This window comes from Buttiauxella ferragutiae (genome assembly GCF_022637515.1).
Taxonomy (GTDB): Bacteria; Pseudomonadota; Gammaproteobacteria; order Enterobacterales; family Enterobacteriaceae; genus Buttiauxella; species Buttiauxella ferragutiae.
The window spans coordinates 1,239,002-1,253,402 of record NZ_CP093332.1 but is presented as its reverse complement, the minus strand read 5'-3'; the positions used below and the strand labels follow the sequence as shown (position 1 = coordinate 1,253,402).

Sequence of the window (14,401 nt, the reverse complement as noted above, 5' to 3'; positions counted from 1 at the left end):
ATTGGTCAACTATTTAACCTAGTAATTTACTCAAGTATTATTTGCCGTGTTTTTTCTCGTTATCAATAGAAGAAAGCATGCCGCGCAGGATGTTAAGTTCTTGAATTTCCGGGCGTGCACGAGTATACAGGCGGCGCAACTTACTCATAATCTGGCCTGGATGTGTTGCGCGAATAAAGCCAGTTTTCAGCAACACTTGTTCCAGGTGACCATAAAAACGCTCGAGATCGTCAACCGCCGGGTACTGTGTTTCGTCTTCAACAACGACCGCTTCTTTGCCTTCTTCTTGAGTCGCAAGCCAGGCGATACGAATTTCATAAGCCAGGATCTGCACCGCCATCGCCAGGTTCAGCGAGCTATATTCTGGGTTTGCCTGAATCGCCACGTGGTAGTGGCATTTCTGCAATTCGTCATTGGTTAAGCCTACACGCTCGCGGCCAAAAACAATGGCGACTGGCGCATGTTGCGCTTCAGAAATACTCTTTAAACCACATTCGCGTGGATCGAGCATCGGCCACGGCAATGTACGCGAACGCGCACTGGTGCCAACCACCAGACTACAGCCTGCCAACGCTTCATCAAGGGTATCGACAATTTTAGCTTCACCGATAACATCACTGGCACCCGCAGCAAGCGCAATAGCTTGAGAGTCAGGTTTAACCAGCGGATTGACCAGCCAAAGATTGGTCAGCCCCATGGTTTTCATCGCACGGGCTACAGAGCCCATGTTGCCGGTATGGGAGGTTTCAACCAGCACTATACGTACGTTTTGCAGCATTATTGACTCATAGCCTGAAAAGATTATCGCGATATCCTATCATAACCCTGGGACATATTCCGAACGCTCTGCTATACTCCGCCGCGTTTTCCCGTTCTTTAACATCCAGAGAGAGACCGATGCATCCGATGCTCACCATCGCCGTGCGCGCTGCGCGCAAGGCGGGCAATTTAATTGCCAAGAACTACGAAACCCCTGACGCTGTAGAAGCGAGCCAGAAAGGCAGCAACGATTTTGTGACTAACGTAGATAAAGAGGCCGAGCGCCTGATTATCGAAATTATCCGCAAATCCTACCCGCAACACACCATTATCGCTGAAGAATCAGGCGAACTGGCGGGTACCGAGCAGGATGTGCAATGGGTTATCGATCCTCTGGATGGCACTTCAAACTTCATCAAACGTTTGCCACACTTCTCTGTTTCTATTGCTGTTCGTGTTAAAGGCCGCACCGAAGTTGCTGTGGTTTATGACCCAATGCGTAATGAGCTGTTCACAGCCGTTCGCGGTCAAGGCGCACAGCTGAACGGTTACCGTCTGCGCGGCAGCAATGCACGCGATCTTGACGGCACTATTCTGGCAACCGGCTTCCCATTCAAACTGAAGCAACACGCCACTCCATATATCAACATCGTTGCCAAACTGTTCACGCAGTGTGCTGACTTCCGTCGTACCGGTTCTGCTGCACTGGATCTGGCATACGTTGCGGCTGGCCGCGTTGATGGTTTCTTCGAGATTGGCCTGAAGCCGTGGGATTTCGCAGCAGGTGAACTGATTGCTCGCGAATCTGGTAGCCTGGTATGTGATTTCACCGGCGGCCATAACCACCTGACCAGCGGCAACATCGTTGCAGGTAATCCACGTGTTGTTAAAGCCATGCTGGCAACAATGCGTGATGAATTGAGCGAAGCGCTGAAGCGTTAATCTTTAAAGCCCTCACCCTAACCCTCTCCCCCAGGAGAGGGGACTGTTCGGTTTCCCCCTTCGGGGAGGAGAATGTCCGGTTTTCCCCCTCGCCCTCAGGGAGAGGGCCGGGGTGAGGGTTGTTTTAATCAAGGACTAAAACGGTCGTATCCCGCGCATTACCGGTTGAGCACTCAGCCACATCACCGCCGCCGCTAAAACTAAAATCCCACCGCCCGCTAACGCCAGTGTCGCCCAGGCTACTTGTCGCCATAAAACCGGGGCTTTGTTACCACTCACTCGCACCGCAAGCTGACGGAAACCGTGTACCAGAAACGCCAGCCCGGAAATCGTAATTGATGTCCCGGCAGCCATCGTCAACGCCGACAACATTCCCCAGCTATACACGCCAATGACTTTACTAAACAGCAGCACCATGATGGCACCGGAACACGGGCGCATCCCCATCGACAGCACAATCATCACGCGGGCACGCCAGTCCTCTCCTGCATCAAGCTGTTTTTCTGTCGGCAAATGCTGATGGCCACAACCACATTTTTCGTCGTGAACATGATGCGGCGTGAACGAGGTAAAGCGCTTCGGTTTTCGCAAAACGCGGTGTAAATTTCGTAAGGCGCGACCACACAACATCAAGCCTAAAATCCCCACCAGCAAATAACTGCTTTTCTCCAACCAGAAACTGCTCGTATGCAGTTCCCGTGATGGCAATTCCAGAATCCCCAGCACCACCGTTACCAACGCAATAGCCACGCCTCCCTGCATTAAGGCAGCGGCAAAAGTCAGTTTCAGGCTGCTTTTCAAACGCGAAGGATGGGTGGCAAGCCAAGTGGCGATCACCACTTTGCCATGCCCCGGCCCTAACGCGTGCAGCACACCGTAAACCAGGCTAAACGACAGTAATGACCAACCCGCTCGCTCCGGGTTTTCGGCAACCTCACGCAAAAGTGCGCTCATTTGTTGGTTAATTGCTTTCTGCCAAATTGCACTATTAAGGATAATTTGCGGCCAGTAGTGCCACAGGCTGTACAGCCCAACCGCACAGACAAGCAGGAAAAGAGCCAGCGGCCACAGTTGTATCCAGCGGCGTGAAGAGGTTCGAGCTGAAGGAATTACTGACATTGCAACGTAACCTGTTGAGCAAATTGTTTACCGAGTTCCATATCTTCTGGTGGCGCATCGGCTTTATCTAACGACAAGGCAAACGCCTGCATATCTTCAGTCGGTTGCGGTGTTTTGACCGAGATTTTGCAAAGTGCGGCTAATGTTTTCGGCACTTTGGCATCTTCAGGACGGTCGTAACTCATATCGACAAAATAGCTCGGGTCGAAGGTCGCGAATTGGTATGTTTGCCCTTTTAACGGCTGCGGATGTGCCAGCGGTAAAACAAAGGTTAACACTGCCTGATGCCCTACCCGTGCCAGCCCGTACTCGGGTGGTAAATTGTTAAACGTCACTTTTTGGCCGTTGTGCCAGAATTCAGTGAAGTAATGTTGCCCTAAAACATTGGCCATCACTTCGGCGGCGAGCTTCTTCCAGACCGGTGAATCAGGCTTTGCGTCACCGGCGTCATACAGTAGATCTGCTGAAGTAATTTCATCCATTGTCCACTGCATTTTCAGACCCGTTAGCTGGTCATCTTTGGTTATAACCGTGGTCACAAGCGTAATAAAGCTGTGCGGATGGGCCAATGCTAACGGGCTAAAAAGCGCCGTACCTAAGGCAAAAAGAACAACTCTGTTACACATTTTCCTGCTCATTATTCTCTCAAGCTTAAAATTCTGTGAGCCAGTCAAAATTCCGTAATTAAAAAGCTCAAATGTGACTCTGTGCGATAAAAGCTTTAGCTACGCTTAGCATTAATCAACTTTGACTTGGTAATGCGGATGATGACACTGCTCTCCTCTCCACCATCTGTACTCTCCAGTCCGCAGCGTCGCTGCCACCTACTTTTGTTGCTTTACTTACCGGGATACACCGTGACTCCAGAGATCCTCGCCAGACTCAACGGGGTTGATGGGACTAAAGCCCTGCAAGATATAGCCGACACGGGGGATGAAATCCAGCGCTATCACCGGCTGAGGCTTATCACACAACAGGATGGTAGCTACCGGATTGAGGGTACGCCTTTAGACCGTCGTCTGTGCTTACTGCACTGGTTACGCCGTGCGCTACGATTAAGCCCACACTTTGTGCAACAACATTTTACCCCAGCGCTCAAAATCCAGCTTAAACAACAAGGGATTTTGACCGCGCTATACGATGAAAAGAATCTCCAGGCACTGATTGGTCTGTGCTCACGACGCTTGCAACGTCAATTTGATAGTCGTGACGTGCAGTTTTTAACGCTATTTTTGCAGTACTGCCTGCATCAGCATCATGCGGGGATAACGCCTGAATTCACCGAGCAACAACGGATATGGACGCAAATGCGCCCGGAGTATCTGGCCGCGCTTGAAATTGCCCGCCACTGGAAGCGCCGGGTGATGCAATCGGCCAATGAAAACGAGCAGCTATTCCTGGCGTTGTTATTCCAGTTACTGCGCACTCCCGATCCGATTCGCGATAACCATCAGCAAGACTTACGCCTGCGTACCGCAATTTGCGGGATGATTACGCGTTTTCGTGAGCAAGGGGGAATGTCGTTTAGTGATGAACAAGGCCTGAGCGACCAGTTGTATATTCATCTTGCTCAGGCACTGGATCGCTGCCAGTACGGTATCGGCATCGATAACAGCCTGCCTGAAGAAATTACTCGTTTATATCCGCGGCTAATGCGCACCACGCGAGAAGTGTTCCGCGACTTTGAAGCGCATTTTGAAATGCGTTTTTCTGACGAAGAAGTCGGTCTGGTGGCGGTGATTTTTGGGGCGTGGTTAATGCAGGAAAGTGACTTACATGAGAAGCAGGTTTTACTGCTGACCGGCAACAATATGGAACTTGAGCAGAATATTGAACAGCAGCTTCGCGAATTGACCTTGCTGCCGCTCAATATTAAACATCTGACCATTCACAGCTATCAGAAAGAGGGAGCGCCGAAAGAAGTGGTGCTGGTGATTACGCCTTATTCCACTTCGTTACCGCTCTTTTCCCCGCCGCTGATTCACGTCACGCTGCCGCTGGGCGAACACCAGCAGCAGCAGATCCGTAAGATTATTGAGTGTTAACACAATACGCGATGGGGCGCGGTCGTATGAATAGTGCAGGTACGGCCACCAGCGCCATAATCCAGAATACATCGCCCTGCATGTGCTGATAAAGGTAGCCGGAGAACATCGTCATAATCGCGATACCCCCGCCCATCGCCACGGCAGAATAGACCGCCTGCAAACGGATAACTTCGTTGCCTTCACGCGCGGAGATATAACGCATCGCCGCCAAATGGCAGACGGTGAAACTGCCACAGTGCAGGATTTGCGCGGCAATCAGCCACGGCAACTCGGTCGTGTACGCCATCAGGCTCCAGCGTAGAATCCCGGTCATCCCCGAAAGCAGCAGCAAATCGCGCGCGCTCCAGTTGCGGAACAACTTTTTGCTGAGTGCGAAAACTACAATTTCTGCCACGACCCCCAGCGACCATAAATAGCCAACCACCGAGGCGGAATATCCCGCGCCTTGCCAGTAAATTGCACTGAACCCGTAATATGCCGCGTGCGCACCTTGTAATAACGTCACGCAGGCAAGGAAGCGCCAGGAACCGAGCACCAGTTTCTTCCACGCAGGCCAACCCGCGCCTTCGCTATGGCGGGTTTCACCTTGCGGCATCACTGATGGGCGCAGCAGCATGCCGACAAGCATCGACGCGACACCAATACTCAGCAGTACAAGAATCGCCTGATAGCTAAACACGCTCACCAGTTTGCCGGTCATCGCCGAACCAATCACAAATGCCAGCGAGCCCCACAAGCGCACGCGCCCGTAATCCATGGTGATTTGTCGCTGCCAGGTTCCAGCAAGCGCATCGGTAAGCGGCACCAGCGGTGAGAAAAACAGGTTAAAGCCGACCATCACCACCAGCAGCCAGGTGGCGGTTTGCCCAAACCAGAAAGCCACGGCAAATAGCAGTGTCAGTAAGGCAAGAAGACGCAGGGCAAAAATCAGCCGGGAAGGATCGGTCACACGAGGTGCCAACAGCAAACTGCCGAGGAAACGGGCGATTAAACCGGCCCCAAGCAACAAACCGATAGTTTCTGGAGGCAGACCGACTCCGGCAAGCCAGACACTCCAGAATGGCAGGAAAATCCCGTAACTAAAGAAGTAGGTAAAATAACTGAGCGCCAGCCAGCGCGTTGAATGCAAAACCATGATCCCTCCCGTTTTGGACGGCGTTAGTGTCGCCGAGCACCGACAGGCTTGCAAGCAATCATTAACAGACTAATAACACACATGAACTATATTGTTATGATCTATGTATCGGATTTAACTGTGTAATTTATTTTTGGATGAAACGCTTAACTCTAACGGATACTCATTCCATTAAAATCACGCACCGTAAATTCGAATCAAAAGTTCATTGTATTCATGTCTAACACTACCCTTTTCAGGGGCTTAATCCTGACTTTGTCGATGCTCACGTTACCGGCTACTGCCGCTGAGCCATCCTCTGCTGAAGCCAAAAAAGAGACGCCATCGCCGTGGTTGTTTGTTCCGCTATTCAGCTCCAGCCCAAAACTCGATACTGCCGCGGGTGGGATGGTGGCCTATATGCACCGCTTCGATGAAAAATCGCGCCCTTCGATGTTCGGGGTGTCAGCCAAATACACCACTTCGCAATCACTGATTGCCAACGCCTTTGCCAAAACGTCGTTTGGTGAAGATCACCACCGTATTCTGGGTGGCATGATGGTCGGTGATATTAACAACGACTACGAAAACTATTTGGGATCCGGCCAGCCGCTAAGTACCAACGACAACTACAGTTTCGCTTTTTTGCGCTACCTGTATCGTGTCGAGGGCGACTGGTTCATCGGTGCGCAAGGTGCCTATTCCAACTATGAGTTGCAAGGGCAAGATCCTTCGTCGAGCGAAATCCTCGATGAAATGGGGCTGGTCGGTTACAAGTCCGGCGGTGTGGGTGCGGTCATCATGCACGACTCCCGCGACAGCGATTTTAAAGCCACCAAAGGCTGGTATCTCAACGTTAATAACATGGCGTATCGGGAAGCGTTGGGCGGCGAACAAGACTTTGATATCTGGCGCGTCGATTACCGTGGTTACTGGCAACACGGCGATGGCAACGTCTTTGCCGTGCGCAGCCGCCACCAGTTTTCCAACGATGCGCCAGCTGGCGCCTATTCCCCGGTTTATATTCGTGGTTACACGCCCGGTGAATACCTCGCTCAGCACATGTCTTCCATCGAGATTGAAGAGCGTTACAAACTGGCAGAACGCTGGACCGCAACGGTATTTGCCGGTGCCGCCTGTCTTTATGGCGACTCCACCAGCGGTGAGCAACTCAACTGTGGCGACAGTGAAAACCTGTACCCGGCGTGGGGCGCAGGCGTCCAGTATTTGCTTAAACCCGAAGCGGGGATTGTCGTCAATCTCGAGTACGCGATGGGTAAAGATGACAACCAGGGCATCTATTTAAAAATGGGCTACAGTTTCTGATCTACAAAAGCGCAATCTCCATGGTTAACGCCGTTGATTGCTGGTTTGCCAGCAAAACCAGCCCCGGAAGCCCAGCCATATTGTGGGCATTCACCGGGTGGCTTTGCGGTTCCAGGCAAATAAACGGCTCGTCGGCCATGCGGAATACCATCAAGTACGGCGTGGCGCATTTTAACTGCACACGCATCTCGCCCGTTTCAATCAACGCACTACCGCTCCAGCCGGAATAGCCGACATTCAGCCACTGGTTGTCCGGGGTTTTCGGGCTGATGAAATTGGTTTGCGGCGTCAATTCGCCACACCATTGCTGCGGTAAATGATTAGCACCCTCCGGCCAGAATCCAGTGGCAGAAAACTGCACTTGCGTAGCAGGCGTAAGATGGAAAAAGGGGTGAAAGCCGAGGCCATAAACCATCGGTTTGTTGGCCTGGTGAGTCAATTCCAACTCAGCAATAAAGCGTTTTCCTTCTAGCCGGTAAATCAGCCGGGCGTGATAGTCAAACCCGCAGTCATACTGACTTTCAAGGGTAAGGACGAGTTGCAAAACATCATGCTTTTCGACCTGCCAGTCTTTCAGCCAGCCGTCGCCATGCAGAAAGAATTGCTTATCCGCCGGGCTTTGCGGCAGTTCGATTTTCTCGCCATGAAGGGTAAAACTATTCCCGGCGACCCGGTTTGCCAGCGGCAACATCGGGAACAAGGCTTTTTCACCGCCATACAAAATCGCCTGCTGATGTTCCAGAGAATCCAGACTGAGAATTGCCGCCCCTTGCGGGGCGACGGTTAAACGCAGAAATTCATTTTCGAGTAATAAGGTTTCCATAGTTTAATGCGCCGTTCTTTGCGCACGCGCTTTCGCTTCTGCGCCGTATTGGTCCGCCATGCGTTTTTCCAGCGCTTCAAGGCTGACACCTTTGGTTTCAGGCACATAACGGCGCACGTAGATAAAGCCAGCTGCGCAAATCACACCGTACAGCAGGAAACTCCCCGCCGCCCCCAGCCCCGCATTCAATAATGGGAAGGTGTAGGTCAACAGGAAACACGCCACCCACAAGGCCAGCGTCCCTATAGACATCGCAAGTCCTCGCACACGGTTCGGGAAAATCTCTGAAAGCAGCACCCAGGTCACCGGTGCCAGCGTCAGTGCATAAATCGCAATCGCCGCCAGAACCAGAATCAACACCGGCAACCCCATAATACCCAGGCCATATGCCGCGCCGATTAACGCATAAATAATGGTTAAACCCGCTGCGCCAAACAACATCAGTTTGCGACGACCAATTTTGTCCACCAGCGGCAATGCGGCCAGGGTGAAGATCAGGTTAACCAAACCGGTCGCCACAATGGATTTCAACGTGCTGTTAATATCAAACCCGGCAGAGGCAAAAATTTCCTGCGCATAATTGAATATTACGTTAATGCCGCACCACTGCTGGAACACCGCCAGCACCATACCGATGATAATGATCGGTTTGACCTGTGGCTGCCACAACGCACTCCAGGAAACTTTTTGCGTGTCTTTGTTCAGAGTTTGCAGAATGTCATTGAGCGTTTCATCGGCATATTTCTGGTTACCAATGCGTTTGAGCATCTGGTGAGCACGTTCATTTTTACCGGCGCGAGCCAGCCAGCGCGGTGATTCAGGTACAAAGAACATCAGCACTAAAAACGCCAGCGCGGGAACCAGTTCCGCACCAAACATCCAGCGCCAACCGACTTGCCCATTCCAGCTTTCAGTGATTTGCTGCATGGTCGCGGTTGAGGTCACCGGTTCGGCAATCATCAGGTTAATCAACTGAGCCGCCAGCACGCCCACCACGATAGTTAACTGGTTGATGGCAACAAACTTGCCGCGTTTTTCCGCCGGACTGACTTCTGCGATGTACATCGGACTTAACGCTGAAGCCAGGCCGATGCCCACACCGCCAACGATACGAAACACCACAAACATATCGAAGTTGCTGGCCATCGCCGTACCCCAGGCCGAGGCACTAAACAGGATAGCCGACATAATCAGCGGGACTTTGCGCCCGAATTTGTCCGCACTCCAGCCAGAAATCAATGCGCCAAAAATGCATCCAGCCAGGGCAGAACTCATCGCCCAGCCAGATTGAGCCGGATCGGTAATCGAAAAATAGGCTTCGTAGAACGGTTTCGCCCCACCAATCACCACCCAGTCATAACCAAACAGCAAACCTCCGCAGGCGGCGACCAGGCAGATAGTCCAGACATACCCCATGCGTAATTGTGTCGGTGCATTAATCATGTTGTTTCCTCAATAAAATCTTGTAGAGATACAGAGGAGCGGGATTGTTCTCCCGCCGTTTATTGTTATTTCAACGCTCAGGCAAACACACCGCGCTGCACCGCAAGCTGCAATAAATGAGCTTTATCGTGAGCCGGGTTTTGCGACAGCAAGGCTTTCAGTGCTGATTCAAACTCGGGATATTCCTCCAGTCCAAGATGCCCAAGGGCGGCGACAAACAGGCAGTGCTGTTGATGTGCAGATTGACGATCGGCATCCAGCGCGACCAGATCAGGTAGCGAGACGGCGAAGAAATCAGGCTCAGAATGGTGGTTAAAATGTTCATCCGCCCAGGCAATAAAGCTGCGGAATTGCACCTCGGCCTGGTTTTTGTCACCGATACGGCTTAACGCCATCGCTTGATAGAACAGGTAATCGACCGGCTGATCGTTGTAGTAGCGCCCGGCTTCCAGAGTGGCCCCCCCTTCCAGCGCGCGTTCGAAATAGCGCTGCGCACGCTCCGATTGTTGAAGTTGCTGTGCACACCAGCCGAGCAGATACCAGATATCGTTATCGCTCTGGCCGACTAAGCGCCCTTCACCAAGGTTTTCGGGATAGCTCAGCGCCTGCTGTAGCAGTTCTTCCGCTTTGCCATACTGCTTATTAGCAATCGCGTTCAGCGCCCGGCGTTGCAGGTTAATCAGATACTGCCCGGTGACTTTGCCCTCCCCGCCTTCCCACGGATGGAATTTACGCTGCGCCAACACCTGGGCTGCCGCGTCAGTTTCACCATGAATGTTCCACAAGCTGAGTAATTCAGCGGTCAGATCATCGCGTTTGAGGACCACATCGCGACGTACAGCAAGGAATGCGAGCCGCTGCTCGGTTGAGCGGCCAGTGAGTTTTTGCAGATAGTCGAGTTCAAACAGGAAGCGGGCGTTTTCCGGTTCAAGTTCAACCGCATGTTGCAGATACTGTTCCGCCACTTGCGCATTGTGTTGTTTATTCCACGCATGAATGCCCAGCACACGCTGCACCGCGCCAAATTCAGGCAACTGCTGCGCCGCAAACTCCCAGCAGGCGACAGCTTCGCCATAACGACGTTTGCTGTACCAGAAACAACCCAGCAGATATTGCGCGAAGCCATCGTGCGGCAAGCGTTGCAGCATTTGCACTTCATCCAGCGTGTTGGGGAAACGCACTTTGCGAGCAAAGACTTGCTGCGCCTGTTTCACCAAAGCCAGTTGTTGTGCGTGGTCAGTTTCCAGAGCGGCTTGCCACAACAGCGGCATCGCTTCCTGGGCATCGAGAACGCTCAACACTTTTTTGGCCGCCGTTTCCTGACCCAAACTCACCAGCCACCCCGCCAGAACACTGGCGTTGATCCCGCGCCGTCCGGTGACTCGCAGCAGTTCTGCTTTATCAGTTTCGTTTTGCGTGCTGGCCCAACGGGCGTAATGCAGCACGTAGCTCAGCGGATATTCTTCAAGCTGCTGGTCAATCCACTGTTGTGCCTGTTTTACGGCACCCGTTTGCTGTAACAGCAGGGCTTTTAGCCCCATCGCCAGGTTATTACTGCCATTAAATTTCAGACTTTGATTCACAAACGCCAGCGCCTGGGCGTCATCGCCTTTGCGCAGCGCCAGGCGCGCCAGGGCATAAAAAGCCGCATCACGGCAGTTGCCACTCCAGCTCGCTTTGAAGTAATCATCAAACGCGCCTGCAAAGTCGCCCTGCTTCTCTTTTGCCGCACCGCGTAACATGCTGGCGTCGCCGTTTTGCGGGTTCTTGTTCAGGCGATGGGCGCGTTTCAGTGCCGCATCTGCCAACTGCTCAGCAAGCGCCCAGTTCGCACGGTTAAATTCAAGCTGCCCTAATGCCACGTTGCAGCGGTAATCTTCGGGATCTAACGCCAGCGCACGCTGGTAGTAATCGAATGCCGAACGACTGGCGTGCAGATACTGCTCCAGATGCTGGCCGATAAAATACAACTCGTCGCAGTTAGTAATTTCTTGCGGTTTGGCAGGAACGCAGGCGGGCTGTGGCAGCGGCAAGTCTTCTGCAACATGTTCGCAATAAGTGAGAATCAGCTTGCCCTGCGCATCTCGCAAATTCAGGGTCAGGCGTTGCAGCCAGCTGTCTGCGAGAGTTTCCTGCCACGCCTGCGCCGGTTGCAGCGTCAGCGCTGTTTTCCAAAACAGGCTGCCAGCCGATTCAATTTCAAGCGTGGCTCCTGTCAGCGGCGCGATGGCATAAACACCAAGACGGAGTTCGCCATTGTGGCGCTCCAGTTTAATTGCCGCCTGGGTGTTGGCATTCTGCAACGTACCAAGCTGGCTATACGGCAGGAAATTCTGCACGAAGATTTTTTCTTCATACGGCGCAATCCAGGTGAAATCTGGCTGATTGTCGGTGAACACCCCGGTCATCAGTTCAATGTATGGGCCATTTTCATCCGTCAGATTACGATCCCAGGCCTGGCCGAAATCGCAATTGCCCCATGTCCACTGCTTCTTACCCGGTGAAACATGGTGATCGGCGATGTGCAACAGGCCGCCTTGTTCACCGTGATGGTATGCGCCGACAAAATCGTAATCCGATTTATCCGCCATGTACGACGTTGGAACGGGAATGTTTTTGTAGCATGAGATATCCACGCCTGCGGAATAGTCGACTTTATAGTAAGTGCCGTGGGCAATCGGGAAGGCCGATACGTCGCGTTTGCCGTGGTCGAATACTGCCGTGACATCTGGCGGGAACACGCTTTGGTGCTCATCGCCCCCTTTCACCGCCGGGTTCGCCCACCACAAGAAATGGCGCGGCGTGGCGTTGCCGTTAAATACTTTGCCGGTGATTTCAATCAGCGCTTTTTGCGGATAGAGCGTAAAGCCGGTCATTACCTGCAAACCGCGCATCGGCTCCACTTCACCGAGCCACACTGTTTGTGCGCCGTTTTCATGTTGCTTGAAAGTCACATCGACCGGCATAAAGGTGGTTGGGCGGTGGTGCTGCGGCCAGTTAAATTCAATGCCGCCGGAGATCCACGGCCCCACTAATCCCACCAGCGCGGGTTTCACCACTTCGTTGTAGTAAACGAAATCACGCTCCATCACTTTGTCATAAGCACGGTGAATACGGCCACCCAACTCCGGGAGCAGCATGACCCTGATAAAATCGTTTTCAATCCACACGGCTTTGTAATCACGCATCTCACGCTTGCCGGTGAGAGTGTCAATCACACCGTAAGGATAAACAGCGCCTGAAGATCCCTGATAGACACGGTTTTCTAAAAACATCGGATTCGGGTCTTCCGCACCGGTGGTCCAGGTGGGTAAAGCAATAGTCTCTTGCCAGACGTTAACGGCTCCGTACATTTCGCATCTCCAGTAAACATTAAACAGTTAAATAGGATATGTTTGCAGTGTAGGGAACTCATCGCGGCTTAAAACGCTTAATGCTCACGCAATATAGTTAACGGAGTTAAGTGAAATGCAGATTTCAGGGCTGAACAATCAGCGGGTGCGGCAGGTTAATCGCCAGACCATGATGAAGCTGGTGTGGCAGCATAAGCGGCTCAGTAAGTCGCAGTTTTCCCAGTACACCGGTCTTTCTATCCCTGCGGTCAGTAAGATTCTTGATGAGTTAGTGAATGATGGAAAGCTCAACCACTCCACTGAAAATCTCAGTAATCGCGGCCTTAACAGCGGCAGTTACCAAATCCCACCCGACGGTGATTTCATTCTTTGCATGAATGTGACACCCACCAGCATTGAGAGCCAACTGTGCGATGCGCAACTTTCGCCACTGGGCGAATTTGAACGTATTCATGTCAATGCTGCCACGCCGCAGGTTTTGCTGGCAGCGATTGAGAATATCTGGCGTCACCATCATAAAAACTGGCCGAAAAAAACCATTAACCTGGCGTTGGGCATACACGGGCAAGTCGATCCGGTGACAGGTGTTTCACAAACCATGCCGCAAGCACCGTGGCGTGAACCGATTGAAATCAAATACTTGCTGGAAGAAAAACTGGGTATTACGGTACGTGTGGATAACGATTGTGTGATGCTGGCGCTAGCGGAGAAATGGCAGAATCCGGAAAGCCGCCAGGATTTTTGTGTCATCAATGTGGATTACGGTATCGGTTCCTCGTTTGTGATCAATGGGCAGATTTACCGTGGCAGCCTGTACGGCAGCGGGCAAATTGGCCACACGATTGTCAACCCGGACGGCATGGCGTGTGATTGCGGAAGGTACGGCTGCCTTGAAACCGTCGCCTCGCTTAGCGCGCTGAAAAAACAGGCACGCATCTGGCTTAAATCGCAACCCAGCTCGCCTAAACTTGACCCTGAAACATTGACGTCAACGCAATTAATTACCGCCTGGCACGATGGCAACGAGCAGGTGCGGCGCTGGGTTGAGAGCGCCGCCAATGCCATTGGGCTGAGTCTGTATAATTTTCTCAATATCCTGAATATCAATCAGATTTGGTTTTACGGCAGAAGTTGTGCATTTGGCGATGAATGGCTGGCGACCGTCGACCGACAGATTGGCTTTAATCCCTTTGATCATGGCGATGCGCTGAAAGTGAAAGCAACGCAGATTAATTTTGGCAAGCTAACTCGTGCCCAGCAAATAATGGGAATTGGCTATTTATATGTCGAAAATGCACTGGAAGCAGAGTAGCAAAACCTGGGTGGAAAATATTAAACCTGTTTTTCCACCCGACATATTTCAATAATTCACTGCAATTATTAGTAATCTCTGTTTAGTTAAATATAAACCCCCGCGCAAAGTCCCACCGATTTTAATCCACTACGCTTAGCCACCTTCGGCATATCAGCTTAA

Annotated in this window: 11 protein-coding genes; 4 read left to right on the top strand and 7 right to left on the bottom strand. The window is 52.1% G+C overall.

The window, feature by feature from the left end:
- Nucleotides 1-37: 37 nt before the first annotated feature.
- Nucleotides 38-778, bottom strand: coding sequence for a tRNA (cytosine(32)/uridine(32)-2'-O)-methyltransferase TrmJ (trmJ, locus tag MNO13_RS05665; protein WP_064544425.1), 741 nt, complete (start codon nucleotides 776-778; stop codon nucleotides 38-40).
- 119 nt (nucleotides 779-897) lie between these two features.
- Here trmJ and suhB point away from each other — a divergent pair, with 119 nt between their 5' ends.
- Complete coding sequence (gene suhB / locus MNO13_RS05660; RefSeq protein ID WP_064544422.1) at nucleotides 898-1,701, top strand: inositol-1-monophosphatase; 804 nt, start codon at nucleotides 898-900, stop codon at nucleotides 1,699-1,701.
- A gap of 135 nt (nucleotides 1,702-1,836) precedes the next feature.
- Here the strand turns inward: suhB and MNO13_RS05655 are convergent, their stop codons facing one another.
- Complete coding sequence (locus MNO13_RS05655; protein WP_121815093.1) at nucleotides 1,837-2,820, bottom strand: nickel/cobalt transporter; 984 nt, start codon at nucleotides 2,818-2,820, stop codon at nucleotides 1,837-1,839.
- On the bottom strand, nucleotides 2,811-3,446 hold the full coding sequence (locus MNO13_RS05650; protein WP_232886323.1) for a DUF1007 family protein: 636 nt from the start codon (nucleotides 3,444-3,446) through the stop codon (nucleotides 2,811-2,813). The genes MNO13_RS05655 and MNO13_RS05650 overlap by 10 nt, the downstream gene beginning before the upstream one ends.
- A gap of 138 nt (nucleotides 3,447-3,584) precedes the next feature.
- On the opposite strand from MNO13_RS05650, the gene csiE reads away from it, so the two are divergent.
- Entirely contained in the window at nucleotides 3,585-4,865 is a 1,281-nt protein-coding gene (csiE, locus tag MNO13_RS05645) for a stationary phase inducible protein CsiE (protein WP_064544416.1), read from the top strand.
- On the opposite strand, the gene MNO13_RS05640 is transcribed toward csiE, so the two are convergent.
- Nucleotides 4,852-6,003, bottom strand: a complete 1,152-nt coding sequence (locus MNO13_RS05640; protein ID WP_064544414.1) for a 3-phenylpropionate MFS transporter — start codon at nucleotides 6,001-6,003, stop codon at nucleotides 4,852-4,854. The two genes, csiE and MNO13_RS05640, sit on opposite strands and share 14 nt — an antisense overlap.
- A 216-nt stretch (nucleotides 6,004-6,219) precedes the next feature.
- Between MNO13_RS05640 and MNO13_RS05635 the strand changes: the two genes are divergently transcribed.
- A complete protein-coding gene (locus MNO13_RS05635; protein WP_064544412.1) occupies nucleotides 6,220-7,308 on the top strand; it encodes a BamA/TamA family outer membrane protein in 1,089 nt (362 codons plus the stop codon).
- Nucleotide 7,309: 1 nt separating this feature from the next.
- Here MNO13_RS05635 and MNO13_RS05630 read toward each other — a convergent pair whose 3' ends face one another.
- The 3 genes from MNO13_RS05630 to MNO13_RS05620 form a co-directional block, all read right to left on the bottom strand.
- The gene (locus MNO13_RS05630) at nucleotides 7,310-8,131 is read right to left on the bottom strand and encodes an aldose 1-epimerase (protein ID WP_064544410.1); all 822 of its coding nucleotides are present in this window, start codon (nucleotides 8,129-8,131) and stop codon (nucleotides 7,310-7,312) included.
- 3 nt (nucleotides 8,132-8,134) lie between these two features.
- Nucleotides 8,135-9,574, bottom strand: coding sequence for a sugar porter family MFS transporter (locus MNO13_RS05625; protein WP_064544408.1), 1,440 nt, complete (start codon nucleotides 9,572-9,574; stop codon nucleotides 8,135-8,137).
- A gap of 77 nt (nucleotides 9,575-9,651) precedes the next feature.
- A complete protein-coding gene (locus MNO13_RS05620; RefSeq protein ID WP_241939627.1) occupies nucleotides 9,652-12,927 on the bottom strand; it encodes a DUF5107 domain-containing protein in 3,276 nt (1,091 codons plus the stop codon).
- A gap of 115 nt (nucleotides 12,928-13,042) precedes the next feature.
- Between MNO13_RS05620 and MNO13_RS05615 the strand changes: the two genes are divergently transcribed.
- Complete coding sequence (locus tag MNO13_RS05615) at nucleotides 13,043-14,239, top strand: ROK family protein (RefSeq protein WP_232886330.1); 1,197 nt, start codon at nucleotides 13,043-13,045, stop codon at nucleotides 14,237-14,239.
- The last annotated feature ends 162 nt before the right edge of the window (nucleotides 14,240-14,401 follow it).

Coding starts and splice junctions, on each gene's coding strand:
- trmJ (WP_064544425.1), bottom strand. CDS start 778: ATGCTGCAAAACGTACGTATAGTGCTGGTTGAAACCTCCCATACCGGC.
- suhB (WP_064544422.1), top strand. CDS start 898: ATGCATCCGATGCTCACCATCGCCGTGCGCGCTGCGCGCAAGGCGGGC.
- MNO13_RS05655 (WP_121815093.1), bottom strand. CDS start 2,820: ATGTCAGTAATTCCTTCAGCTCGAACCTCTTCACGCCGCTGGATACAA.
- MNO13_RS05650 (WP_232886323.1), bottom strand. CDS start 3,446: ATGTGTAACAGAGTTGTTCTTTTTGCCTTAGGTACGGCGCTTTTTAGC.
- csiE (WP_064544416.1), top strand. CDS start 3,585: ATGATGACACTGCTCTCCTCTCCACCATCTGTACTCTCCAGTCCGCAG.
- MNO13_RS05640 (WP_064544414.1), bottom strand. CDS start 6,003: ATGGTTTTGCATTCAACGCGCTGGCTGGCGCTCAGTTATTTTACCTAC.
- MNO13_RS05635 (WP_064544412.1), top strand. CDS start 6,220: ATGTCTAACACTACCCTTTTCAGGGGCTTAATCCTGACTTTGTCGATG.
- MNO13_RS05630 (WP_064544410.1), bottom strand. CDS start 8,131: ATGGAAACCTTATTACTCGAAAATGAATTTCTGCGTTTAACCGTCGCC.
- MNO13_RS05625 (WP_064544408.1), bottom strand. CDS start 9,574: ATGATTAATGCACCGACACAATTACGCATGGGGTATGTCTGGACTATC.
- MNO13_RS05620 (WP_241939627.1), bottom strand. CDS start 12,927: ATGTACGGAGCCGTTAACGTCTGGCAAGAGACTATTGCTTTACCCACC.
- MNO13_RS05615 (WP_232886330.1), top strand. CDS start 13,043: ATGCAGATTTCAGGGCTGAACAATCAGCGGGTGCGGCAGGTTAATCGC.